Annotated in this window: 19 protein-coding genes; 11 read left to right on the top strand and 8 right to left on the bottom strand. The window is 54.8% G+C overall.

Translation table 11 applies throughout. The features are described 5' to 3' along the window. Positions 1–186 precede the first annotated feature (186 nt). From ppk1 to tehB, 3 genes are read left to right on the top strand one after another with little or no spacing between them, the layout of a single operon-like run. Complete coding sequence (gene ppk1 / locus EC836_RS18800) at positions 187–2,247, top strand: polyphosphate kinase 1 (protein WP_123335989.1); 2,061 nt, start codon at positions 187–189, stop codon at positions 2,245–2,247. A 7-nt stretch (positions 2,248–2,254) separates the two neighbouring features. Next, entirely contained in the window at positions 2,255–3,781 is a 1,527-nt protein-coding gene (gene ppx / locus EC836_RS18795; RefSeq protein WP_123335927.1) for an exopolyphosphatase, read from the top strand. 12 nt (positions 3,782–3,793) lie between these two features. Then, a complete protein-coding gene (gene tehB, locus EC836_RS18790; protein ID WP_255416852.1) occupies positions 3,794–4,456 on the top strand; it encodes a tellurite resistance methyltransferase TehB in 663 nt (220 codons plus the stop codon). Here the strand turns inward: tehB and EC836_RS18785 are convergent, their stop codons facing one another. Continuing rightward, positions 4,457–6,688, bottom strand: coding sequence for an EAL domain-containing protein (locus EC836_RS18785; protein WP_123335922.1), 2,232 nt, complete (start codon positions 6,686–6,688; stop codon positions 4,457–4,459). It lies immediately after the preceding gene. Between the two features lie 600 nt (positions 6,689–7,288). Between EC836_RS18785 and mgtE the strand changes: the two genes are divergently transcribed. From mgtE to denD, 3 genes are all read left to right on the top strand, one after another. Then, the gene (mgtE, locus tag EC836_RS18775; protein ID WP_123335918.1) at positions 7,289–8,722 is read left to right on the top strand and encodes a magnesium transporter; all 1,434 of its coding nucleotides are present in this window, start codon (positions 7,289–7,291) and stop codon (positions 8,720–8,722) included. Positions 8,723–8,983: 261 nt separating this feature from the next. After that, positions 8,984–10,303: an MFS transporter gene (locus EC836_RS18770; RefSeq protein WP_123335916.1), complete on the top strand. Its 1,320-nt coding sequence runs from the start codon at positions 8,984–8,986 to the stop codon at positions 10,301–10,303. An 18-nt stretch (positions 10,304–10,321) separates the two neighbouring features. Continuing rightward, positions 10,322–11,299 carry a D-erythronate dehydrogenase gene (gene denD, locus EC836_RS18765; RefSeq protein ID WP_123335914.1) on the top strand — a complete coding sequence of 326 codons (978 nt, stop codon included), beginning with the start codon at positions 10,322–10,324 and terminating at the stop codon, positions 11,297–11,299. A 37-nt stretch (positions 11,300–11,336) separates the two neighbouring features. Here the strand turns inward: denD and EC836_RS18760 are convergent, their stop codons facing one another. The 3 genes from EC836_RS18760 to EC836_RS18750 all read right to left on the bottom strand — a co-directional run bounded on the left by EC836_RS18760 (position 11,337) and on the right by EC836_RS18750 (position 13,109). Further along, a complete protein-coding gene (locus EC836_RS18760; protein ID WP_123335912.1) occupies positions 11,337–11,831 on the bottom strand; it encodes an AlpA family transcriptional regulator in 495 nt (164 codons plus the stop codon). Next, complete coding sequence (locus tag EC836_RS25010; protein ID WP_123335910.1) at positions 11,810–12,103, bottom strand: hypothetical protein; 294 nt, start codon at positions 12,101–12,103, stop codon at positions 11,810–11,812. Before EC836_RS25010 ends, EC836_RS18760 begins: the two co-directional genes overlap by 22 nt. 229 nt (positions 12,104–12,332) lie before the next feature. Continuing rightward, a complete protein-coding gene (locus EC836_RS18750; RefSeq protein ID WP_123335908.1) occupies positions 12,333–13,109 on the bottom strand; it encodes a DUF3750 domain-containing protein in 777 nt (258 codons plus the stop codon). Between the two features lie 323 nt (positions 13,110–13,432). On the opposite strand from EC836_RS18750, the gene EC836_RS18745 reads away from it, so the two are divergent. Continuing rightward, the gene (locus tag EC836_RS18745) at positions 13,433–14,305 is read left to right on the top strand and encodes an AraC family transcriptional regulator (RefSeq protein WP_123335906.1); all 873 of its coding nucleotides are present in this window, start codon (positions 13,433–13,435) and stop codon (positions 14,303–14,305) included. Between the two features lie 39 nt (positions 14,306–14,344). Continuing rightward, positions 14,345–14,752: a DUF2000 domain-containing protein gene (locus tag EC836_RS18740; RefSeq protein WP_123335904.1), complete on the top strand. Its 408-nt coding sequence runs from the start codon at positions 14,345–14,347 to the stop codon at positions 14,750–14,752. A gap of 93 nt (positions 14,753–14,845) precedes the next feature. Here EC836_RS18740 and EC836_RS18735 read toward each other — a convergent pair whose 3' ends face one another. Further along, complete coding sequence (locus EC836_RS18735; RefSeq protein WP_123335902.1) at positions 14,846–16,261, bottom strand: FAD-binding oxidoreductase; 1,416 nt, start codon at positions 16,259–16,261, stop codon at positions 14,846–14,848. A gap of 1,008 nt (positions 16,262–17,269) precedes the next feature. On the opposite strand from EC836_RS18735, the gene murP reads away from it, so the two are divergent. Both murP and EC836_RS18725 read left to right on the top strand, forming a co-directional pair. After that, entirely contained in the window at positions 17,270–18,712 is a 1,443-nt protein-coding gene (murP, locus tag EC836_RS18730; RefSeq protein WP_123335900.1) for a PTS N-acetylmuramic acid transporter subunit IIBC, read from the top strand. A gap of 99 nt (positions 18,713–18,811) precedes the next feature. Then, complete coding sequence (locus EC836_RS18725) at positions 18,812–19,168, top strand: DNA-binding protein (protein WP_123335898.1); 357 nt, start codon at positions 18,812–18,814, stop codon at positions 19,166–19,168. A 73-nt stretch (positions 19,169–19,241) separates the two neighbouring features. Here EC836_RS18725 and guaA read toward each other — a convergent pair whose 3' ends face one another. Together guaA and guaB are read right to left on the bottom strand one after the other, a co-directional pair. Continuing rightward, on the bottom strand, positions 19,242–20,822 hold the full coding sequence (gene guaA / locus EC836_RS18720) for a glutamine-hydrolyzing GMP synthase (RefSeq protein WP_123335896.1): 1,581 nt from the start codon (positions 20,820–20,822) through the stop codon (positions 19,242–19,244). A 78-nt stretch (positions 20,823–20,900) separates the two neighbouring features. Beyond that, positions 20,901–22,367, bottom strand: coding sequence for an IMP dehydrogenase (guaB, locus tag EC836_RS18715; RefSeq protein WP_123335894.1), 1,467 nt, complete (start codon positions 22,365–22,367; stop codon positions 20,901–20,903). Positions 22,368–22,537: 170 nt separating this feature from the next. Between guaB and xseA the strand changes: the two genes are divergently transcribed. After that, positions 22,538–23,920: an exodeoxyribonuclease VII large subunit gene (gene xseA, locus EC836_RS18710; RefSeq protein WP_123335892.1), complete on the top strand. Its 1,383-nt coding sequence runs from the start codon at positions 22,538–22,540 to the stop codon at positions 23,918–23,920. 5 nt (positions 23,921–23,925) lie between these two features. Here the strand turns inward: xseA and EC836_RS24650 are convergent, their stop codons facing one another. After that, on the bottom strand, positions 23,926–24,282 hold the full coding sequence (locus EC836_RS24650; RefSeq protein WP_148050388.1) for a hypothetical protein: 357 nt from the start codon (positions 24,280–24,282) through the stop codon (positions 23,926–23,928). Positions 24,283–24,466: the final 184 nt, after the last annotated feature.

Below are 24,466 nucleotides of genomic sequence, written 5' to 3'. Positions count from 1 at the left end.
CGTAAGCGGTTAATAAGACAATTAGACAGTGCGATACAATGACATATGCCCGCCATAGCGGGGCTTCCCCGCCTTCCCTGTCACAAAACTGTCATACACCTGGCGTTGGACATTGTTGCCATACTCTCGCCATAATGTTGCAGAACAATGGATATCTTCATCCTGAATCGGCCGAACGGAGTAAAAATGGGTCAGGAAAAGCTTTACATAGAAAAAGAATTAAGCTGGCTGTCCTTTAATGAACGTGTGCTACAGGAAGCCGCTGATAAAACTAACCCGCTGATTGAGCGCATGCGTTTTCTGGGTATCTATTCCAATAACCTGGAAGAATTCTATAAGGTTCGCTTTGCCGATTTAAAACGTCGCATTCTGATCGGTGAAGAACAGGGTTCCCCCAGCACGCCACGCCACTTGCTGAAAAAAATTCAGGCGCGCGTGCTGAAGGCAGACCAGGAGTTCGACAGTCTGTATAACGACCTGCTGCTGGAAATGGCGCGTAATCAGATCTTCCTGATTAACGAACGCCAGCTTTCCCCCAATCAGCAAAGCTGGCTGCGCCACTACTTCAAACACCAGCTGCGCCAGCACATTACGCCAATCCTGATTAACGAAGACACCGACCTGATTGATTTCCTTAAGGATGACTACACCTATCTGGCGGTGGAAATCATTCGCGGCGAAGAGTTCCGCTATGCGCTGCTGGAAATACCGTCAGACAAGGTCCCGCGCTTCGTTAACCTGCCACCGGAAACGCCTCGCCGCCGCAAGCCGATGATCCTGCTGGATAACATCCTGCGCTACTGTCTGGGCGATATCTTCCGCGGCTTCTTTGATTACGATGCGCTGAACGCGTATTCGATGAAGATGACCCGCGATGCGGAATACGATCTGGTCAACGAGATGGAGTCCAGCCTGCTGGAGCTGATGTCTTCCAGTCTGAAACAGCGTCTGACCGCCGAGCCGGTGCGTTTTGTTTATCAGCGCGACATGCCCGATGCGATGGTTGAGCTGCTGCGTAAAAAGCTGAACATCTCCAACTATGACTCGATCGTTCCCGGCGGTCGCTATCATAACTTCAAGGACTTCATCGGCTTCCCTAACGTCGGTAAAGCGAACCTGGTCAATAAACCGCTGCCGCAGCTGCGCCACATCTGGTTTGACCGCTTCCGTAACGGCTTCGACGCCATTCGCAACCGCGATGTGCTGCTCTACTATCCGTACCACACCTTCGAGCACGTACTGGAGCTGCTGCGCCAGGCCTCGTTTGACCCCGCAGTGTTAGCCATCAAGATCAACATCTACCGCGTGGCAAAACACTCACGCATCATGGATGCGATGATCCATGCCGCCTACAACGGTAAGAAAGTCACGGTGGTGGTAGAACTGCAGGCCCGCTTCGATGAAGAAGCCAATATTCACTGGGCCAAACGCCTGACCGAAGCCGGCGTACACGTGATTTTCTCCGCGCCGGGCCTGAAGATCCACGCCAAGCTGTTCCTGATTTCACGCCGCGAGAACGGCGAAATTGTTCGCTACGCCCATATCGGCACCGGTAACTTCAACGAAAAAACCGCGCGGATTTACACCGACTACTCGCTGCTGACCGCCGATGCGCGTATCACTAATGAGGTGCGCCGGGTCTTCAACTTTATTGAAAACCCGTATCGCCCGGTCAGTTTTGAGCATCTGATGGTGTCGCCGCAGAACTCGCGCAAGATGCTGTATCAGCTGATTGATGCGGAAATCGCCAACGCGCAGAACGGTATTCAGGCGGGCATTACCCTGAAGATCAATAACCTGGTGGATAAAGGCCTGGTCGATCGCCTGTATACGGCCTCCAGCGTCGGCGTGAAGGTTAATCTGCTGGTGCGCGGAATGTGCTCCCTGATCCCCGATCTGGAAGGCATCAGCGAAAATATTCGCGTGATCAGTATCGTTGACCGCTACCTGGAACACGATCGCGTCTATATTTTTGATAACGGCGGCGATAAAAAGGTCTTCCTCTCCTCCGCTGACTGGATGACGCGAAATATTGATTACCGTATCGAAGTGGCCGTCTCCATTCTTGATCCTATTCTGAAACAGCGTGTGCTGGATATTATCGCCATTCTGTTAAGTGATACGTTGAAGGCCCGTTATGTCGATAAAGAACTGAGCAACCGCTATGTGCCACGCGGCAACCGCCGCAAGGTTCGCGCGCAGCTGGCCATTTACGATTATATTAAATCTCTTGAGCAACCTGACTGACACAACTATGCCAATATCCCATAAAAGTACGCCTAAACCGCAGGAACTTGCCGCTATCGACCTCGGTTCAAACAGTTTTCACATGGTGATTGCCCGCGTAGTGGACGGTGCCATGCAGGTTCTGGGTCGCCTGAAGCAGCGGGTTCATCTGGCCGATGGCCTGGACAGCAATAGCGTGCTGAGTGAAGAAGCCATCCAGCGCGGCCTGAGCTGCCTGGCGCTGTTTGCTGAACGCCTGCAGGGGTTCAGCCCGAGCAACGTGACCATTGTTGGCACGCATACGCTGCGTCAGGCGGTGAATGCCGAGGATTTCCTGCAGCGCGCTGCGGAAGTGATACCCTACCCGATTGAAGTGATTTCGGGCCACGAAGAAGCCCGCCTGATCTTTATGGGCGTAGAACACACCCAGCCCGAAAAAGGCCGCAAGCTGGTCATCGACATCGGCGGCGGATCGACCGAGATGGTGATTGGGGAAGACTTCGAGCCCCGGCTGGTTGAAAGCCGCCGTATGGGCTGCGTTAGCTTTGCCAACCTCTATTTCCCCGGCGGCACCATCAGCAAAGAAGCCTTCCGCCGCGCGCGGCTGGCTGCGGCGCAAAAGCTGGAAACCCTGGCCTGGCAGTATCGTCTGATGGGCTGGCAGTATGCGCTGGGCGCATCCGGCACCATTAAAGCCGCCTGCGAAGTGCTGGTGGCGATGGGCGAAAAGGACAAGCTGATTACCCCTGAGCGGCTGGAAAAGCTGTATGACGAGGTGATCAAGCATAAGTCTTTCGATGCTCTGAGCCTGCCGGGGCTGTCAGAAGAGCGCAAAGGGGTCTTTGTGCCCGGCCTGGCGATCCTTTGCGGTGTGTTTGATGCGCTGGCAATCCGTGAACTGCGCCTTTCCGACGGTGCGCTGCGTGAAGGCGTGCTGTATGAGATGGAAGGCCGCTTCCGTCATCAGGACATTCGCAGCCGCACGGCGCAAAGCCTGGCGAACCACTACGCGATCGACAGCGACCAGGCTCGTCGGGTGCTGGAGACCACGGAGCAGCTGTTTGAACAGTGGCGCGAGCAGAATCCAAAGCTGGAGAATCCGCAACTGGCCGCGCTGCTGAAGTGGGCTGCAATGCTGCATGAAGTGGGGCTGACTATTAACCACAGCGGTATGCATCGCCATTCGGCGTATATCCTGCAACACACCAACATGCCGGGGTTTAACCAGGATCAACAATCCCTGCTGGCAACGCTGGTACGCTTCCACCGGAAAGCGGTAAAAGTGGACGAAATGCCGCGCCTGACGCTGTTCAAACGCAAGCAGTTCCTGCCGCTGGTCTTCCTGCTGCGCCTCGGAACGCTGCTGAACAATCAGCGCCAGGCCACTACCCGCCCCAGCGATTTGCAACTGCAAACCGATGATGGTCACTGGACGCTGACGTTCCCGCGTGATTACTTCAGCCAGAACAACCTGGTTCAGCTGGATCTGGAGCGCGAGCAGAGCTACTGGAACGACGTCACCGGCTGGCAACTGACGATACAGGAAGAGCAATAACGCAGTGGGTTAATGCTTAACTGGGGTTCAGGCCGGCCTGAACCCTTTTTTACGGATATAAGAATCAACACGATGATAAGACCCGATAACTTCTTCGCGGAAAAGTACCAGCTTACGCCGCCCCACTCTGAAATCGTTGCCGCAATACCGTATCTGGAAGGCGGGAACGCGCTGGATGTGGGCTGCGGCAACGGCCGCAACAGCCTTTATCTCAACAATCACGGCTTTGACGTCACGGCATGGGATAAAAATACCGCCAGCCTGACGAGGCTGAATGACATTATTACCGCCGAAAATCTGACCGGCATCCGCACCGCCGAGCACGACCTCAACACCCTGCGTTTCAACGGTTCCTATGACATGGTGCTGTCGACGGTGGTGATGATGTTTCTGCAGCCGGAAACCATTCCGCAGTTGATTGCAGATATGCAGGCCAGCACGACCAGAAACGGTTTTAACCTGATCGTCGCGGCAATGGACACCCCTGATTATCCCTGCACCCTCGGTTTTCCGTTCGCCTTTAAATCCGGTGAGCTGAGCGATTACTACCGCAAATGGCACATTATCAAGTACAACGAAAACGTCGGTCAGCTGCATAAAACCGACGAAAATGGTCAGCGGATTTCGCTGCGCTTCGCCACCATTCTGGCGCAGAAGGCCAGCGTTAAAGACTGATTACCGCGCATCTTCCGGTGCCGCGACCAGGTTTGCCAGCGGTTCCGGAATGCCGATAATAAATCCCTGTAAATAATCCACGCCGAGCTTACGCAGTGCCATGGCGACTTCGTGCGTTTCCACATACTCGGCGACAATCTGCATGCGCTTTAAACGGGCAACCACGCAGATTGACTCAATGATCTGATAATCCAGGCTGCTCTGCAGCATATTACGCACAAAGCTGCCGTCGATTTTCAGCATATCCACCTGCACCTGCTTCAGGCGGGAATAGCTGGCATAGCCCGTACCAAAATCGTCGATCGCCACCCGGCATCCCAGCTGACGAAGCTGGGCGATAGTGCGATTTCCCCAGCTGTAATCACTCAGCATCGGCGACTCGGCGACTTCAATAATCAGTTGCCAGGGTTCGATATTGCTGGCCTTCAGGCGGGCGGCAATTTCCGCTGCCAGCTGAGGTCGGCACAGCGTGGCGGCAAACAGGTTGACCGCAAAGCGGATCCCCGGCAGCTGCTCACGATGCCGATCGATAAACACCAGCACCTGATCCAGCACCAGCCGATCGACTTCCCACGTCAGGCCGAACTCCTGCACCACAGGAATAAACTGGGCGGGTTTGAGATGTTCGCCCTGCGAGTTCACCATCCGCAGCAGGATTTCATGGTAATCATCCCCGCGCATGCCGTGGATTTTCTGCGTCATCAGATAGAAGCCGCCGCTCTGCATCGCCAACTGAATGTCCTGCAGCATCGCCAGCTTCTCGGTTAACTGACGCTGCACCGGCACCGTGTCCTTCTGCTGCAGGTTTTCCGCATGCCCGCTGTGCAGGGCAATCTCCGCCATTGCGCTCATTTCGCCCAGCAGTTCATACAGATAGTTTACTGGCGGCATCACGCTGCAGTAGCTGATGCCCACGTCTGGATGGATGGGCAGACCGTCCCAGCTCAGATGATAATCTTTCAGCCGGGCCTCCAGGCTCTCGATGCGCGCCAGATTCGCGGAATGCTCCAGCCGCAGCGCCAGATCAAATCCGGGAAGCTGGTAAACGTTCTCTGATGGCAGCAGCCAGGGTTTCAGATGCTCGGCCAGACTGCGCTTGTATTGAATACGTAGCTGCAAACCATACGTGCGGCTCAGACGGTCAAGATCGGGAATTCGCAGGAAACACAGCACCGCTCCGGCATGGTTAGTCAGTACCTGACTCAGGGCGCGGACATTAGGTAGCCCGATAACCGGATCGGTCAGGGCCATGCGCCGGGCCTTATCCAGCAGCCGACGCTGGCGCGTACTGATAGCCGACATCATCAGAATGGCCAGCGTAAAGACCAGCAGATTCGCTGAGATCACCGCAAGATGATATCCCTCGGTTGTCGGGCTCAAATAGCGGTCGCGAAGCTGATAAAGCACAATCAGCAATATCCCCCAGCTCAGGGAAGTAAACAGATAGCCAAAACGCGTGGCGGCCCACAGCATCAGCGGCAGCAGCAGAGGAATGCCGTAATCGGTCGCTAACAGATTTTCCTGCGTGTTACCAAACTGGGTCAGCATCAGCAGTAAAAACAGTACAAGGCTCAGCCACAGCATCCACTCCCTGACGGTCACGCTGGGGGCAAACTGATTACGGCAGCGCCGCCGTAGCGTATAGAAAAAGAGGGGTTTACGGATTATCCGCAGCGCAAAATAAAACAGCGGCGCGGTGGCCAGCAGGGCCAGCATGGCCGACTGGTAGTTAAGCAGGGTGTGGATGGAGAAAGGATCGCTGGAAAATATCGAATTGGTCAACGGCAAGATGTTCATCGGCGTGACAATCTGCAGCAGCACGATAAACAGCGTTGGCATGGCAAAGGCCAGCCAGAACAACCGCACGGCGACCGTCCGTAGCTCGCCCTTCCCCGCACGCCAGCTTCGGTTTGACTGCAGGCTGTATCCGCCCCAGCACATCGACAGCGTGATAAGAAACACGGCAATGATTATGGCCGCCTGCAGCGGCGTGTAGCGGTGAAAATAGTACCAGCTCAACGCAAGAGCGATCCCCGGCAGCGCCGCCCAGTTGAACACCATCAGGAGCGCTATCATCAATGCCAGGGGGAGGTAGATCAGGTAAACATACCCTTCAGGAAGCCATAAACGCACAGAAAGCGCAGAGGCCAGCGGCAGCATAACCAGCGACAACAGCAGAGGCAGGCCCCAGAATCGGGCTGAAAACTTTTTAAAAAAAACAGATTTAGTCATTTTTGTAATGTGCTTTAAACGAGCTGTGCAGGCTTTGAAAGTTTCGGTAACAATAAGTCAGGTTGATAATAATGAATAATGCCCTGGTGCTATTGTATGTTGAATATATGACCGCGGGTTGATTACTGTCAATGTTACTACAACTCCCCCCTTTCGGGAGTTGATTCTGTCGTTGAATAAGTATTTAAATACACAAAATATTTAGGCCACATCCGCCCAATGCCAGCAGCCATTGACCTGAGCGCTGTGCTGTGTCTAAATCAATCATCGCCCGTCAGGGTCTTACTGGATAAAGTGCGTGCACAACGCTATGTCATTTCGAAAACGTCAAAAAACCGGAACAATGACCCGTATCATCCTGTTCGTCAGTTTTATCATTTTGATAGGACGACTGATTTACGTGGTGCCTGGTGCGATAGAACATCATCAGCAGAAAAAAGCCGCCCCCGCCACAGCCGTCAGTGCCGTAAAAGATAATTAGCCGCATCCGGGCGGTTTATGTAGCAGGCTGTCGTTTGCGTCTGCCGCTTCCTCCGTGGCTTAAATCGACTAAGCTATAACCTCACATTGCCTGTTCATCGCCAGATTAAAGGACGTTGTATGTCAGCCCTTTCCCATGTTCAACAACTGGCTGAAATTCGTGGCCGCCTTCTTAACCTGCTGCTCAACGATAAAGATCTGGTTGATACCCTGCTGGGCCACCCGCTGCAAGAGTCCGCGGCCGAAGCCGAAGCCCACCGCGAACAGATTAACGAGATCAAGCACACCCTGCCCCTGCTCCACGCTGCGGATATTGCCGACCTTCTGGAAGCCCTGCCGGGAGAGGAGCGTCTGGCGCTGTGGAGCCTGATTGGCAACGATCGCCGCGGCCAGGTGCTGGTTGAAGTCTCTGAAAGCGTCTGGGAAAGCCTGATTGAGGAGATGAGTGACCGCGACCTGCTGCGTGCCATCGAACCGCTTGATATCGACGAACAGGCTTATTTAGCGCGCTATCTTTCAAGAGATTTAACCGGCCGACTGCTGACCTCGCTCGCGCCAAACCTGCGATCGCGCGTGCTGGACGTCATGCATTTTGACCGCGATCGGGTCGGCCGCATCATGGACTTTAATCTGGTCACGGTGCGTTCGGATGTGACCCTCGCCGCCGTACAGCGTTTTTTGCGCCGCAGAAAAATCATTCCTGAAGGCACCGATAAGCTTTTTGTTACCGACAAAAATAACACCCTGCAGGGCGAACTGCCGCTGACGGAAATTCTGCTGAATACGCCGGATAAAAAAGTTCATCAGGTAATGAACAACAGCCCGACCACCTTTCTGATTGATGACAAAGCCGAAGATGCAGCGGGTTCGTTTGAACGTTATAACCTGATCTCCGCCGCCGTTATTGATGCCAAGGGCAAACTTATCGGGCGCGTGACCGTTGAGGATGTGATTGACCTGGTCAATGATGAGAACGACAGCAATATCCGCAAAATGGGGGGGGTGAATCCGGATGAAGATGTCTTTGCGCCGGTGAAAAAAGCGGTACGTACCCGCTGGACCTGGCTGGCGATTAACCTCTGCACCGCGTTCATCGCCTCGCGGGTGATTGGCCTGTTTGAGGACACCATCTCACAGCTGGTGGCGCTGGCAACGCTGATGCCTATCGTAGCCGGGATCGGTGGCAACACCGGCAATCAGACGATTACCATGATTGTTCGCGCGCTGGCGCTGCATCAGGTTGAACCCGGCAACTTCTCGTTCCTGATTGCACGTGAACTCGGCGTTGCGCTGATCAACGGGGTGTTCTGGGGTGGGATCATGGGCGGCGTGACCTGGGCCATGTACGGCAATGCGGCGCTGGGTGGCGTGATGATGCTGGCAATGGTATTGAATCTGCTGCTCGCGGCGCTGATGGGCGTGCTGATACCGCTGCTGATGACCAAATTTAAGCGCGACCCCGCCGTGGGATCCAGCGTGCTGATCACCGCTCTGACCGATACCGGCGGCTTCTTTATCTTCCTCGGACTCGCCACCATTTTTCTTCTTCACTAAGCCCTTCCCCCCGTTTTATCTGCGGGGGATTGCCGTTTCTCACCTTAAAACTGTTATAAAATGATAATTAATGGTCTGTAATGTGACTTATCACGCAGATCAAATTCATTTTCGCCGCTAATCTAACAAAAAATAACAAAGCTTCACCATAATTAACGTTCCCGATCGCCGGATGAATATTCAACCGGAGCCGCAGGATCGTCGTTTCATTACCTGAAGAACGGATTTTCCTCTGACTCTTCCCTACACGAAGGATAAATAATGAATATGCAAACATCGGCACAGTCGCTCAGCGGCCCTATTAGCGATCGAGAGGAAAACGCGTGGAGACGAGCCGTCTGGCGTATTCTACCGATCCTGATGATCAGCTATATCTTTGCTTACCTCGATCGTATCAACGTCGGTATTGCCAAGCTGCAAATGTCGAACGACCTGTCATTTTCCGAAACCGTTTACGGATTAGGGGCGGGTATCTTCTTTATTGGCTTCTTCTTCTTCCAGGTGCCCAGCAATATCGTGCTGCAGCGCTTCGGCGCGCGGCGTTTGCTGGCCGCGCTGCTGGCAAGCTGGGCCGTAATTGCCCCGCTTACCGCACTGGTCACCACGCCGTTTCAGTTTTATGCCGTGCGCTTTATGCTCGGTCTGACCGAATCCGGCTTCTATCCCGGGGTGATCCTTTACCTCTCTTTCTGGTTTCCGTCCTACCGTCGTGGAAAGATGTTCGCGCTGTTTGCCGCCGCCGTACCGCTTTCCGGCCTGCTGGGCGGCCCGATTTCGGGCTGGATTATGGAACATTTCCATAATATGCACGGCCTTGCCGGCTGGAAGTGGCTGTTCATTCTGCAGGGTACGCCGTCTCTGCTGGTTGGCCTGCTGGTCTTAAAAATGCTGCCCGATCGTATTAACGATGCGAAATGGCTGACTGCCGACGAGAAAGCGATCATGAACGCCCGCGTGCAGGAAGATGCGGTAGAAGATTCGCCGCTGGAGCAGGCCAGCCTGGGTGCGGTGCTGCGCAATGGTAAGCTGTGGTTGCTGACCCTGATCTACTTCTGCCTGATTGCCGGTTTCTATACCGTCAGCTTCTGGCTGCCGACACTGGTACGTAACGCCGGGGTTGAGGATGTCTTCACGGTTGGTCTGCTGACGGCCATTCCTTACGCCGCCGCCATTGTCACCATGATTGTCGCCTCCCGCAGCGCGGATAAGCACCGTGAGCGACGCTGGCATCTGGCCGTGATTGCCATCATGAGCGGCGTGGGGATGGTTATCTCCGCACTCTATGCCGATAACCTGTGGATCGCCATGTTTGGCCTGACCCTCGGCGCAGCCGGCGGCCTGAGTACGCTGCCGCTGTTCTGGAGCCTGCCGACTGCCTTCCTCGGCGGTACGATGGCCGCCGTGGGAATCGCCCTGATTAACTCCTTCGGCAACCTGGCCGGTTTTGTTGCGCCTTATCTGATGGGCTTCCTGGCCGACCTGACTCATTCAACCCTGACCGGCATGCTGATCATCTCCTGCACGCTGTTTGTCGGCGCTGCGGCGATCTTCCTGATCCCTGGCCGTATTGTTAACCGCTAATTCTAACGAGGAAAAATTATGAATATCGTCATCACCGGTGCCGCCGGATTCCTGGGAAAAAAACTGGTTAAGGCGCTGCTGGCTAAAGGTTCACTGCTTAATCGCCAGGGCCAGTCGCAGGACATCTCGCGGATTACCGCTTTTGATATCGCGCCGCTGACCGGCATTAACGATCCGCGCCTGCAAGTGGTCTGCGGCGATATCAGCAACCCGACCGAGCTGGCTACTCTGATTAACGAAGAGACCGACAGCGTGTTCCATCTGGCGGCAATTGTGTCCGGACAGGCCGAACAGGACTTCGATCTTGGCATGAAAATCAACGTTGATGCCGCTCGCCAGATTATGGAGCGACTGCGCGCGTTACCGCAGCGTATTCGCCTGGTCACCACCAGTTCGGTAGCGGTGTTCGGCGGCAAACTGCCGGAAAAAGTGCCGGATGAGCAGGTGTGGATGCCGCAAAGCTCCTACGGCACGCAGAAAGCCATGAACGACCTGCTGCTGTCGGACTACAGCCGTCGCGGCTTCTTGGATGGCCGCAGCCTGCGTATGCCAACCATCGTCGTACGCCCCGGTAAGCCGAACGCTGCCGCATCCAGCTTTGCCAGCGGCATCATTCGCGAACCGCTGAACGGCGAAGCGGCAAACTGCCCGGTGAGCACTGATACCCGCCTGTGGCTGATGTCGCCGGATAAAGCCGTTACTGCACTCATCCATGGCCATGAACTTGATGGCGATAAGCTGGACCAGGGCCGCGTCATCAATCTGTGCGGCCTGGCGGTAACCGTTGAAACAATGATCGGTTCGCTGCGGAGTATTGCAGGAGATGATGTCGTTGCCCGCATCAGCCATCAGCCGGACCAGGCGATTATCAATATCGTCAACTCCTGGCCCGGCGATTTCCATGCCGACTACGCACGCCGTCTCGGCTTCAAGGCCAATGCCTCGTTTGACGAAATGGTCAGAGAATATCTGGCAGAGAAAGAAGCGACAGCCTGATAACCTCATGGCCGGTAATGACCGGCATTCCGGTGACTTATTCCTGTCGGTAACGCCGCTTCTGGTTGAGCAGATTGATACTTAATGCCACCAGAGCGGCCTCCTGAACGCCTACGGGCAGGCTATAGCTGCCTCGCCCTTCCAGCCACGACAGGACATCGGCAAGGTGCCAGAAGGCCGTTGAACCTTCATGCACCGGTGCAGGGAAAGTCAGATGATGCGCCATCATCAGTTTGCGCATATTTTGCCGGGAAACACCGATAAGATCGGCCACGTCGGTCAACCCAACATAATCCGGTGAAACCTCAAACAGCACCGCGTTGCCTAACACAGCCGCAATTTGCTGCATCGCGCTGTAAATGGCCTGATGCGCGGACTCGGCCTCTCGAATAAATTCCAGTGCGATGCGCCCAGGGATCCCTAACCCAATCAGCGCATCATCGCAGCCAGCCTGTGCCAGTTTTTCAACCAGCTCATCAGTATCACCGGCTGTCTCTGACAGCTGATACTTCAATGTAAATGTGTATTCCATGGCGTTCCTCTTCCTGATTGTGCCTCATACTGCTGACGAAAAGTGCAGTGCTCAACGACTCGCTTGAGCTGTCTGGCATGATTGACGGCATTCCTGGGCGTGCTCCAGATGCAGCAAATGCAAAATTCCCCACACCGACAGGCTACGCTGTTCCACGGACAATACATTTTTCCCCATGCATGCCCGCCTTTGCTGACCACATGCCAGCCCTCTCCTTCGGCGTACCTGAGTACGGCTTCAATTTCTTTTATGGCATGACAATGTCGATCCATCCGTTCCTCCATACTGCCCTCGGGAATTTGGGTTGTCAATCGACAACCACACTATTCTTTCCCCAACTCTGCCAGGTATGAATTAAAAAAACCAGAGCGAACCGTCGGCATCTGGACCGCTGCCGTAAACACGAAGGGGGATTTACATTGACCAGCATGTCGCTGCGGGCTGGCTCGCAAAATTTCACCAGCCACAGCAAAGAGAAGAGCAAGGATAAGAAGGGTATCGTTAGTTGTGCAGGCGGTCGCTTTGTAGATTATCGCCACCGATCCCACCGATAAAAGGCAGTCGCGGGCGCAGCGGGGCAAATTCCAGCCCCAGGTTCAGCCCCAGAATGTTGATCTCAATTCCCTCTTCAGCGCCCAGCGTTATACCGGCAAGGCCGAGCAGAGACACCTGCAGGCCACGTCCTGAAGGCGGCAGCCCAACAGGATTAAGCAGGGAGCGGAAATCTTTACCTACCGCGTTTGCTGGCATATCAAGCTGCAGATCGGGCACTTCGCGTCCTATATGGGCAAGGAAAGTATTACTATTAGGACCCGGCCAGGCGTGGTAGGTCTGTGGCCAGGGATAAGAGGCAATTGCCGCCTGAATTTTCGGGATCATTGCCTCTGCCGCCGGGCCTCGATGCTCCACGAGCAGGCGGGGCTTTGCGCCATACCAGAATCCATCCGGCGGGTTGGCGTTCAGCCTGACTTTGTCGCCATTACCCCAGCCAATCACTTCGTAGCGGCTGAAATGGGTTTCACCCGCACGCTTAAAGATAATCCAGGGATGCACCGCCACCTTACCTTTCCAGCCATAGGTGGGTGCCACATAGACCTGCACAATCGCCAGATTAGCCAGCCGGGCCGGATCGGGAGCTATCCCGGAGGAATCACGCCGCGCCGACCACCAGCCCTGCCCGGCTGACTCCGCGTGGTGGGTTGCCTGTGCCAGACTGGCGCCCAGCGACAGCAGCATAATGCACAGAATTATCAGACTCAGCGCTTTCAGTGGCAGCATGGCCAACTCCTTTATCAGTTCAGGGTGAATACAGCGAACAAAATTTCACATTCCACTTCGTTTCCGCATGATTCCGGGCGTGAGAACGCTCAGCGTCAAGCCAGGAATGTGCAGGAGGGGTACTGAACGTTTGCGGAGTGATGCAGGACAAAATTGCAGCATCTGTCGCTAAATTGACATAAAAGCGGAGGGCCGTCTATTGCCGGTCCGTGCTTATTACATACCTTGACAGTTGGTGGACGGCTTCCCCGATCGATGGCAGGATGAGGCCTGACGGCCTCTTTTCTTAATAGATATGATGGCACAGTGCGAGGAGTTATCTGATGAATACGCCGGACAATACGGGTGCCAGTAGCGACTGGGTCAACTTCCGTCGTGATGACGAGACCGGTATAGAAAGTATCAACGCGCATTTTCGTGGCCATGCCTACGATCCGCACGATCATGACGAAGTGCTGGTCGGCGTAACGATGCAGGGCCTTCAGCGATTTAACTGCCATCGCACTCTGCATACCAGCCAGCCGGGACGCGCGATCCTTATCGAACCCGGTGCCGTTCACGACGGCCACGCGCCGGATGTCGATGGCTTCACTTACGTGATGCTCTATCTGCCGCAAAGCTGGGTCACGGAGATGATGCAGCGTCGAGGCCTGGGCGATGTCTCGGTGATTGAAGCCGCGTTTCGCCATACCCTCACCGAGGATTCACAGTTAATCACAGCTATTCAGCAGGCTTTTTTTGCCGTTCATTATCAGGAAGGTCGCCTGGCTCGCGATCAGACGCTGGATCATCTGCTTTATCTGCTTTCCCGCCATATCGGTGACAGGCCAACCGCCGGCCTTGATGATTCGCTGATGCGAATGTATCAGCTGCGCGACTATCTTCATGCCCACATGCCGCTGGATATCGGGCTGGATGAGCTTTCCCTGCAGGCCGGTCTCGATCGCTTTCGCCTGACCCGTCAGTTCAAGAAGGCCTTCGGCCAGTCGCCACACGCTTACCTGGTACGGCTGCGGCTGCGCACCGCGCGGGGGCTGCTGGCTCAGGGCATTGAACCGGCGCGGGTGGCCTCACAGGTCGGTTTTTCCGACCAGAGCCATATGGGCCGCTGGTTCCAGCGAGCTTATCGCCTGTCTCCCGCCGGCTATCAGCGCCATTGCACAAACGTTCTAGACCGATCTGCCCGTCATCTTTGATGATGTCGTCCCTTAAAGATGACCGGAGAACGGCTACCGATGTTTGATACAAAAATCGCCTTTATCGTGCGTAACGATCTTCCCACCTGGCAGCGTTTAAACGTTGTGGCATTCCTGGCTACGGGAATTGCCGCCACCGCACCCGAAATCATGGGCGCACCCTACGTTGATGCAAAAGGCCGCCAGTACGGCAATATGTCCGGCCAGCCGATGCTGATTTTTGCAGCGGATATCGATGGATTGCAGACGGCGCATCGCAAAGGGCTGGAGCGCGAGTTAACCCTGATCCCCTATGTGCATGCGATGTTTGCAACCGGCCATGATGAGGCTAATCGCGAGGTGTTTATGGCCGAAGATGCAGACAGTTTAAATCTGGTGGGGCTGGGCGTACGCGGGCCGAAAAAGATTGTGGATAAGGTGATTAAGGGGCTAAGCCTGCACGGTTAAGCGCAGATAACGGTTCGCTCCTGCGCAATAGCGCTTTTTAAGCCGGACGCTGTCTTCCTGGAAAAGCGTCCGGCTTCATCAGCGATTACATCGTTAGAAACGATAGAGGCTGAATGGCTCAGGATTCAGCACCGGCGTCTTGCCCAGCAGCAGATCGGCGGTTATCTCTGCCGACACCGGGCTTTCCGTCATACCCCAGCCGGTAGCGGTGTTGATCACCATGCCCGGGTACTCTTTCACCACGGAGATGATTGGGTCCTCATCCGGCGCAATCGACATCGCACCACTCCAGCGATCGATAAGTTTCGAATCTTTAAACGCCGGGAACTCCGCTTTCAGTTTCTCCAGCGAACTTTCCAGCTCCGGCACGTCCGGTGCTGCGGTCATATCGCGATATTTCTCGAACGGCGACACTTCATTCAGCGCCCAGTGTTTTGGCTGCATAAAGGTGTTAATCAACTGCTCGTTGAGGGAGATGTGCACCGGGAAGTCCGGCTGGGACATCAGCGGCAGATACTTATAACCGTACATAAAGGATTCCTGCACAACCGGGGCAACAATCACGCGCGGCGAGGTTGCATAGCTGCCGTCTGCCTGTTCGCGGAAGTAAATATTGCCTGGCAGCGCAACGTTACCGCCCGGCGCACCCGGCGCGCCGCTGATCAGCTGCTGCGACTGGTAGGCTGGCAGCGTCGGTACATTGACATTCAGATTTTGCATAAACAGTCGTGACCATGCCCCACCGGCGACCACAACCTGCGACGTTCTGATCGCACCCTTCTCGGTTACCACATCTGAAATCGCCCCGCCCTGGGTTTCAACACCCCTTGCAGCACAGTTGGTGTAAATTTTCACGCCGATCTTCAGCGCGTATTCAGCCATCACGAAGGCAGCGATTTCAGGATCGAGGCTACCGGAATCTTCCTCAAATCCGGCAATTTTCCATTCGGAAGTTGCACCTTTTAAGCGCTTGCCCAGCTCGCCGCCTTCAATGATGCGGGTTTTGAACGGGATATCAGAACCGACTTCTTTATGTTTGGTGTCGATCCACTGTCTGACGTGTGCTAAATCTTCATCATCCAGAGGAACTTCAACCCTGCCCTGAGTACGATAGCTGGTATCGGCACCCACTTTGGCATTCATCTCGCGCCAGCGCTGCTTCGCCATATGGTGCAGCAGGAATGTGGCATCCGGCATTTTATATGTCATCACCTGACCATAAAAACGGCTCGACTGCTCACCGGCAATGTTCCCTTTTTCCACCACCACCACCGACAGACCACGCTCAGCCAGATTGATTGCGGTCATCACCCCCTGGATCCCTCCTCCTATAACCACCACATCAGCCTGCTTTGGCAGCGGTCCGTTGAGACCGTCGACAAAACCTGTGCGCGGTTTTCCAGGGATCAGCCGACCTTCACGAGTCAGCATCGGCGTGAGGATCCCGGCACCACCGACGGCAACAACGGCTGCACCACCGATTAAAAATTTTCTTCTGGTGATATTCATTTAATAAACATTCCTTATAAAAAACAGGTATTCAACTTTTCCCTGAGCGGCAACCTGTTAAATTAATCTGAGGTGGGTGATGCGCAGTGAACATCATCGAATCGCCCGGTGCTTTTGCTAAATACAGATATCTGGTGAAGCCCATCACCTGTCACAAAAAATAGAAATACGTCTTAACCTAAAAATAGAAAAGGGGATCCACAGCCAGTATTGATATAATCAACATTAGCTTTTCAGGAATTTAAAAAATGAGTTCCCGGCTATCTCTGGGCGTGCGTTTCCGGCCGACATTCACTGATATTGTGAGCGGCACTCAAGATTCCTAGCGGGTTCTCTGTAGCGGAAACGTCAATTTCCAGGATCGCGTATACGAGTACACATTCCTAATAATCTCCTGCCCATCTGCATCTGGCAGCGCGGCATCTTGGCGGTAAGAAAGCATCCATTGGGGCGCACATTAACAAAATTGCCACATAAAAACACCCTTTTATGCACTTAACCATAACCACCAACACCCTGAAAAACGGGCTAAAAGCTCATTTATATTCACTTTAATGAATAAAAAATGCATAAACAAACGTAAATCAGTGTAAATGCCATGATTAATTATTCATTCAAATAAAAATAAATTAATCAAAAAAAATGTACCTGTTCAGATTAACCCTGAATATTTAAGTGTTAATTTTAAGCAGAAATAATGGATTCCAGATAACCGGCAAGGCGTAAATTTCAGCGCTTCACATAAACCTGCCTATTTACGATCAGGGAGTGAGGGATATTTTACGCCCATTATTTAACTAAAGTTATCACTCATTGATGGCTGCTCCGTAATTAACCGACTTTCCCTGGGGACATTGCACTTCCTGGTCTACACTCACCTGATACTTCTGGCTTTTATCTTCAAATCATAAACGCGCGCACATTTTTTAGTACTGTTTATCGTAAAAATCATCCCTATATGGAATCACTGGCCAGCGCCTGACGTGCGGTCAAGACGGAGAACGATTTATGGCTAAGATTACGCACCAGCTGATTGCCGAGATCCTGCAGCGGGTCGGCGGTACTGATAACATTCGGGCCTGTGGGAACTGCATGACCCGCCTGCGTCTGACGCTAAACAATGACCAGTTGGTTGAGCACGAAAGACTGAAAGCACTACCGGGGGTGCTCGGCGTGATTAATACCGAAGACCAGCTGCAAATCGTTCTCGGCCCCGGAAAAGCGCAAACCGCCGCTGAAATGATGAATGCTATGCTGGCCAGCGGTGTGGATAGTGGTTTTGCAAATCCTGAAGTCGGAACGGTGGCTCGCGATAATAAGCAGAAGATCAAAGCCGGGCAAACCAGCGCCGTGCATCAGTTTCTGGCTAAGTTCGCCACAATCTTCACGCCGCTGATCCCGGGCTTTATTGCCGCCGGGATGCTGTTGGGGTTTGCGACACTGATTGAACAGAGCCTGCTGGCGAATGCCGCGGAGAAGAACGCTACTCTGGTGCAGATCGTCGGTTACATGAAAGTTTTCGGCAAGGGACTGTTTACCTTCCTGCCGATACTGATTGGCTATAACGCGCAGAAGGCCTTTGGCGGAACCGGCGTAAACGGCGCCATTATTGCCTCCCTGTTCGTGCTGGGCTACAGCCCCCAGGCAACGGTGGGCTACTTCTCCGGGATCGATAACTTTTTTGGCATGAGTATCGATCCCCGGGGGAATATTATTGGCGTGCTGATTGCCTCAATTCTCGGCGCGTGGATTGAACAGCAGCTCCGCCGCGTTATCCCCGACAATCTCGACATGATCCTCACTTCCCTGCTGACGCTGGTTATTACCGGCGCAATCACCTTTACCTTAATTATGCCTATTGGCGGCGAGCTGTTTAAGGGCATGTCGTGGCTGTTTCTGAACCTGAACGGCAACCCGTTTGGCTGCGCTATTCTTGCGGGGCTGTTCCTGATTGCGGTGGTTTTCGGTGTGCATCAGGGCTTTATCCCGGTTTATTTTGCGCTGATGGATGCCCAGGGCTTCAACTCCCTGTTCCCGATTCTGGCGATGGCCGGCGGTGGGCAGGTCGGTGCCGCGCTGGCGCTGTACTTCCGCTCGGCCAGGCACTCAGCCACCCGAGAGCAGGTGAAAGGCGCGATTATTCCCGGCCTGCTGGGCATCGGCGAACCGCTGATCTACGCCGTCACGCTGCCTCGGGTCAAACCTTTTGTCACCGCCTGCCTGGGCGGTGCCTGCGGCGGCTTCTTTATCGGCCTGGTGGCATGGCTGGGGCTACCGATTGGCATGAACACCGTGTTCGGCCCGTCCGGGCTGGTTACGCTGCCGCTGATGACCTCTAACGAGGGGATTTATACCGGCATGGCGGTTTACGCGGCGGGTCTTCTCATCGCCTACCTGAGCGGGTTTGTCATCACGTGGATTTTTGGCTGGAAGGATGTGGATTTGAGTTGAAGGGTGGGTTAGCAATTGATCATCAAGAGGTATGATGATTATACTCAGTGCGTAACTTAGAAGTTACAAGGAAGCCGTTCAAGAAATAAGGACAATAGAATGACAGCCAATACTAAAGCAGACACAGTATTAACTCAGGATGCTCAAAACTTTCCGCCCGCAGTAGACCGCGATGCGCTGTTTATTGAGGAGCTTCGCGCCGATCCTTCCTACGCTGAAATTTACCTACAAACCGCACTAGAGGACATTTATGAAGAAGGTGGCGTATCCGCATTTCTTACCGCTCTTCGCCGTGTGGTTGAAGCTCGTGGAGGAGTTGGCGAAATATCACGGCGCTCAAGTCTTGCACGCCAGAATATCTACCGGGCTCTATCTAATGAAGGTAATCCAACTATCAAAACGCTGACGGAAATCACCAGAGCTGCGGGTGTGCGCTTAACATCGAATCGCATTTAATAAAAAAGCCCCTGTAACAACAGAGGCTTTTTATATTATCTAAAACAGTGACTTGCTAAGAATTAGCCAGGAATCATTCCCACTCAATCGTGGCCGGTGGTTTACCGGAGATATCGTAAACCACGCGGGAGATGCCGTTCACTTCGTTGATGATACGGTTGGAAACGCGGCCGAGGAAGTCATACGGCAGGTGCGCCCAGTGTGCGGTCATAAAGTCGATGGTTTCCACCGCACGCAGGGAAACAACCCAGTCGTATTTGCGGCCATCGCCCATCACGCCCACGGAACGAACCGGCAGGAAGACGGTGAAAGCCTGGCTGACTTTGTTGTACAGATCGGCTTTGTGCAGTTCTTCAATGAAGATAGCATCCGCACGGCGCAGCAGGTCGCAGTACTCTTTCTTCACTTCGCCCAGTACGCGCACACCCAGACCCGGGCCCGGGAACGGATGACGGAACAGCATCGCGTGCGGCAGGCCCAGCTCCAGACCGATTTTACGCACTTCGTCTTTGAACAGCTCGCGCAGCGGTTCAACCAGGCCCATCTTCATCTCTTTCGGCAGGCCGCCCACGTTGTGGTGAGATTTGATGACGTGCGCTTTACCGGTGGCGGATGCCGCCGACTCAATCACGTCCGGATAGATGGTGCCCTGTGCCAGCCACTTCACGTCTTCCAGCTTCAGCGCTTCTTCGTCGAACACTTCAACGAACACGCGACCGATGATCTTACGTTTAGCTTCAGGGTCGTTCTCACCCGCCAGCGCGTCCAGGAAGCGCTTTTCGCCTTCAACGTGGATGATGTTCAGACCAAAGTGGTCGCCGAACATTTCCATCACCTGCTCGGCTTCGTTCAGGCGCAGCAGGCCGTTATCCACGAAGACGCAGGTCAGGCGATCGCCAATTGCGCGGTGCAGCAGCATCGCGGTCACGGAAGAGTCAACGCCACCGGACAGGCCGAGGATCACTTTATCTTCACCAACCTGCTCGCGCAGGCGCTCAACGGCATCTTCGATAATCTTCGCCGGGGTCCACAGCGCTTCACACTCGCAGATATCGCGCACAAAGCGCTCCAGCAGACGCTGGCCCTGACGGGTATGGGTTACTTCCGGGTGGAACTGCACGCCGTAGAAGCGCTTCTCTTCGTTGGCCATAATGGCAAACGGACAGGTATCGGTGCTGGCAACGGTCACGAAGTCGGATGGGATCGCGGTGACTTTGTCGCCGTGGCTCATCCAGACGTCCAGCAGCGGCTTACCGGCGGCGCTCAGGGCGTCTTCGATATCGCGGGTCAGCGCGCTCTGGGTTTTCACTTCTACCTGCGCATAGCCAAACTCACGCTCGTTAGAACCTTCAACCGCGCCGCCCAGCTGCATTGCCATGGTCTGCATGCCGTAGCATACGCCCAGCACCGGTACACCGGCGTTGAACACGTAGTCCGGCGCACGCGGGCTGCCGTGTTCGGTGGTGCTTTCCGGGCCGCCGGAGAGGATGATGCCGCTCGGTTTAAAACCGCGGATCTGCTCTTCGGTTACGTCCCACGCCCACAGTTCGCAGTACACGCCCAGCTCACGCACGCGGCGCGCAACCAGCTGAGTATACTGTGAACCGAAATCGAGGATCAGAATGCGGTGTTTATGAATATTTTCCGTCGTCATTGGCTATTCCAGGGCGATGTAATTCAAAATACGGGAAGTAAAACGCCCGGCTAAGCCGGGCGCACAGTGCAGGGTTAATCAGGAACCCATACGGTAGTTCGGGGACTCTTTGGTAATGGTCACGTCGTGAACGTGGCTTTCCTGAATCCCGGCACCGCTAATGCGAACAAATTCCGCTTTGGTACGCAGGTCGTCGATAGTACCACAGCCGGTCAGGCCCATACAGGAGCGCAGGCCGCCCATTTGCTGATGCACGATTGCTTTCAGGAAACCTTTGTAGGCCACGCGGCCTTCGATCCCTTCCGGCACCAGTTTGTCAGCGGCGTTATCGGTCTGGAAGTAACGGTCTGAAGAACCTTTAGACATCGCGCCCAGGGAACCCATACCGCGGTAGGACTTGAATGAACGGCCCTGGTAAAGTTCGATTTCGCCAGGTGCTTCATCGGTACCCGCCAGCATGGAGCCAACCATCACCGCAGAGGCACCGGCAGCGATAGCTTTGGCGATATCACCAGAGAAGCGAATGCCGCCGTCGGCGATAACCGGAATACCGGTCCCTTCCAGCGCGGCGACCGCGTCGGAAACGGCAGTAATCTGCGGTACTCCCACGCCGGTCACGATGCGGGTCGTACAGATAGAGCCAGGGCCGATACCGACTTTCACCGCGCTCACGCCCGCTTCAACCAGCGCCAGCGCACCGGCTCCGGTCGCAACGTTGCCGCCAACGATCTGCAGGTCAGGGTATTTCGCACGGGTGTCGCGAATACGCTGCAGCACGCCTTCAGAGTGGCCGTGAGAGGAGTCAATCAGCAGCACGTCAACACCTGCCGCTACCAGCGCATCTACGCGCTCTTCGTTACCGGCACCGGCACCGACGGCAGCACCGACGCGCAGGCGACCGTGTTCGTCTTTACAGGCGTTAGGTTTACGCTCGGCTTTCTGGAAGTCTTTAACGGTGATCATGCCCAGCAGGTGGAAGCTGTCATCCACTACCAGCGCTTTCTCAACGCGTTTTTCGTGCATTTTCTGCAGAACGATTTCGCGGGCCTCACCTTCTTTCACCGTCACCAGGCGCTCTTTCGGCGTCATCACGGCAGAAACCGGCAGAGACAGATCGGTTACGAAGCGAACGTCACGACCGGTGATGATGCCCACCAGTTCGTTTTCGCCGTTAACAACCGGGTAGCCGGCAAAGCCGTTGCGCTCGGTCAGGGCTTTCACTTCGCTCAGCGCGGTGGTTGGCAGCACGGTCTGCGGTTCAGTGACTACGCCGCTTTCGTGTTTTTTCACCTTGCGAACTTCATCCGCCTGGCGCTCGATAGACATATTTTTGTGGATAAAGCCCAGGCCACCTTCCTGCGCCAGCGCAATGGCCAGACCGGCTTCGGTCACGGTATCCATAGCAGCGGACAGCATCGGAATATTCAAACGAATAGTTTTGGTAAGCTGGGTGCTGAGGTCGGCAGTGTTCGGTAACACTGTGGAGTGAGCAGGAACGAGCAGAACGTCGTCGAATGTCAGGGCTTCTTTAGCGATTCTTAGCATGGCAATATCTCAACCTCAGGGTGAATGAGAACTTGTAAAATATTGCCGCGGCATTATACAGGCCGTAATCGATTGCCTCCAGTACTTTTTAATAAAAACTCTTGAAACCTTCGTTCAGCCATGTAGTATCGGTTAATTAACCTCCTGATTTAAAATTTGATCTTCATCACATGTCGCTACCGCCAACCGCCAATATTTTTACCGTTAGCCGTCTCAATACTACAGTGCGTAAGCTGCTGGAGATGGAGATGGGCCAGGTGTGGCTGAGCGCTGAGATCTCCAATTTTTCCCAGCCCTCTTCCGGCCACTGGTACTTCACGCTGAAGGACGATGGCGCGCAGGTGCGCTGCGCGATGTTCCGCAACAGCAACCGCCGCGTTGACTTCCGGCCGCAGAATGGTCAGCAGGTGCTGGTGCGTGCCACCATCACGCTGTATGAACCCCGTGGCGACTATCAGCTGATTGCTGAGAGCATGATGCCTGCCGGTGACGGACTTTTGCAGCAGCAGTTTGAGCAGTTGAAGCAGCGCCTGATGGCGGAAGGGCTTTTCGAACAGATTCACAAGCAGCCGCTGCCCGATCCGGCCCGCCAGGTTGGGGTGATCACCTCCGCCAGCGGTGCCGCACTGCACGACGTGCTGCGCGTGCTGCATCGTCGTGACCCTTCCCTGCCGGTGGTGATTTATCCAACGCAGGTTCAGGGTGCTGAAGCGCCTGCCGGTATTGTCCGCGCGATTGAGCTGGCCAATGCCCGGGGCGAGTGTGATGTGCTGATCGTCGGTCGCGGTGGCGGTTCGCTGGAAGATCTGTGGAGCTTTAACGACGAGCGCGTGGCGCGTGCGATTTTTGCCAGCCGCATTCCCATCGTCAGCGCAGTCGGCCATGAAACCGACGTGACCATCGCCGATTTTGTCGCTGACCTGCGTGCGCCAACGCCTTCTGCGGCAGCCGAACTGGTCAGCCGCAATCAGATTGAGCTGTTACGCCAGCTTCAGTCCCAACAGCAGCGGCTGGAGATGGCGATGGACTACTATCTCGCGCAGCAGCAGCGCAGCTTTACCCGCCTGCATCATCGACTTCAGCAGCAGCACCCGCAGTTACAGCTTGCCCGGCAGCAGACCGCGCTGATTAAGCTGCGCCGTCGTCTGGATGATGCCGTGCAGCTGCAGGTGCGTCAGGCCGTTCGCCAGCAGGAGCGTGCGGAGCAGCGGCTGAATGCTATTCGCCCGGAGATGCGCGTGGAGCGTCTGCGCCAGCAGCTTCAGCAGTGGCAGTATCGTCTGCAGCAGTCGATGCAGCAGCAGCTTAACGGCAACAAGCAGCGCTTCAGCAATCTGGCGGCTCAGCTTGAGGGCGTCAGTCCGCTGGCCACACTGGCACGCGGTTTCAGCGTGACGACCGCGGCCGATGGTCAGGTGGTGAAGAAAACGCAGCAGCTGCATCCTGGCGATACGCTGAAAACCCGGCTGGACGATGGCTGGGTGGAGAGTGAAGTGACTGCGGTTACGCCGATAGCACCGGTTAAGAAACCGCGTAAGCGTTCAGCTTCCTGATTCCTCTACTCCCGGTAAATTTGAGGATCGGTGAGCTTTTGTCTGTCCCGATCCCGCGCCTGCCAGCTGACGACTTTTATCGATTTAAGATTATTCGTGCTGCGTAAACGTAATACACCTGAGAAAATGGCGCCCGAGGCAAAATCCGCGATGACCACACGCTTTTCACCGCCCGGTGAAGATTGAAATTGCCAGAAACTTCCTAAATTACGCATCACGGCGTGCAAAACCGTGCAATGTTGCGCGTGCGCACGGCGATTCAATGCCAGACCAGGGTATAAAAACATTCCGCAGCCACAACCGGCCGGCGAATGCCCAGGAGGAAAGTGCAGTGAAGATGCAAAAATGACGCCATGCGACATTAGGGAGCCAGGCTTCAGCAGTATCGGTTGACTGAGTGATCAGCAACGCTAAGGTTTTCAGCCGAAATAACAAAAATTAAAATCCATTAACCTGTTGATAGTTAGATAAACGCCCCATAGCGAATGATAATTATTTTTTAATTGGGGTGGCAAAACAGGAAAGTCAGTATAGGATTATTCTCAA

The sequence above is a fragment of the Erwinia sp. JUb26 genome (assembly GCF_003751505.1).
Lineage (GTDB): Bacteria > Pseudomonadota > Gammaproteobacteria > Enterobacterales > Enterobacteriaceae > Erwinia.
This window is presented reverse-complemented; position numbering and strand designations above follow the sequence as displayed.

Excerpts from the sequence above, each read along its gene's own strand:
- mgtE (WP_123335918.1), top strand. The coding sequence starts at position 7,289 with ATGTCAGCCCTTTCCCATGTTCAACAACTGGCTGAAATTCGTGGCCGC.
- murP (WP_123335900.1), top strand. The coding sequence starts at position 17,270 with ATGGCTAAGATTACGCACCAGCTGATTGCCGAGATCCTGCAGCGGGTC.
- tehB (WP_255416852.1), top strand. The coding sequence starts at position 3,794 with ATGCTTAACTGGGGTTCAGGCCGGCCTGAACCCTTTTTTACGGATATA.
- EC836_RS18760 (WP_123335912.1), bottom strand. The coding sequence starts at position 11,831 with ATGGAATACACATTTACATTGAAGTATCAGCTGTCAGAGACAGCCGGT.
- guaA (WP_123335896.1), bottom strand. The coding sequence starts at position 20,822 with ATGACGACGGAAAATATTCATAAACACCGCATTCTGATCCTCGATTTC.
- EC836_RS18735 (WP_123335902.1), bottom strand. The coding sequence starts at position 16,261 with ATGAATATCACCAGAAGAAAATTTTTAATCGGTGGTGCAGCCGTTGTT.
- EC836_RS18750 (WP_123335908.1), bottom strand. The coding sequence starts at position 13,109 with ATGCTGCCACTGAAAGCGCTGAGTCTGATAATTCTGTGCATTATGCTG.
- xseA (WP_123335892.1), top strand. The coding sequence starts at position 22,538 with ATGTCGCTACCGCCAACCGCCAATATTTTTACCGTTAGCCGTCTCAAT.
- EC836_RS18745 (WP_123335906.1), top strand. The coding sequence starts at position 13,433 with ATGAATACGCCGGACAATACGGGTGCCAGTAGCGACTGGGTCAACTTC.
- ppk1 (WP_123335989.1), top strand. The coding sequence starts at position 187 with ATGGGTCAGGAAAAGCTTTACATAGAAAAAGAATTAAGCTGGCTGTCC.
- ppx (WP_123335927.1), top strand. The coding sequence starts at position 2,255 with ATGCCAATATCCCATAAAAGTACGCCTAAACCGCAGGAACTTGCCGCT.
- EC836_RS18725 (WP_123335898.1), top strand. The coding sequence starts at position 18,812 with ATGACAGCCAATACTAAAGCAGACACAGTATTAACTCAGGATGCTCAA.
- EC836_RS25010 (WP_123335910.1), bottom strand. The coding sequence starts at position 12,103 with ATGGATCGACATTGTCATGCCATAAAAGAAATTGAAGCCGTACTCAGG.
- denD (WP_123335914.1), top strand. The coding sequence starts at position 10,322 with ATGAATATCGTCATCACCGGTGCCGCCGGATTCCTGGGAAAAAAACTG.
- EC836_RS18785 (WP_123335922.1), bottom strand. The coding sequence starts at position 6,688 with ATGACTAAATCTGTTTTTTTTAAAAAGTTTTCAGCCCGATTCTGGGGC.
- EC836_RS18740 (WP_123335904.1), top strand. The coding sequence starts at position 14,345 with ATGTTTGATACAAAAATCGCCTTTATCGTGCGTAACGATCTTCCCACC.
- guaB (WP_123335894.1), bottom strand. The coding sequence starts at position 22,367 with ATGCTAAGAATCGCTAAAGAAGCCCTGACATTCGACGACGTTCTGCTC.
- EC836_RS18770 (WP_123335916.1), top strand. The coding sequence starts at position 8,984 with ATGAATATGCAAACATCGGCACAGTCGCTCAGCGGCCCTATTAGCGAT.
- EC836_RS24650 (WP_148050388.1), bottom strand. The coding sequence starts at position 24,282 with ATGTCGCATGGCGTCATTTTTGCATCTTCACTGCACTTTCCTCCTGGG.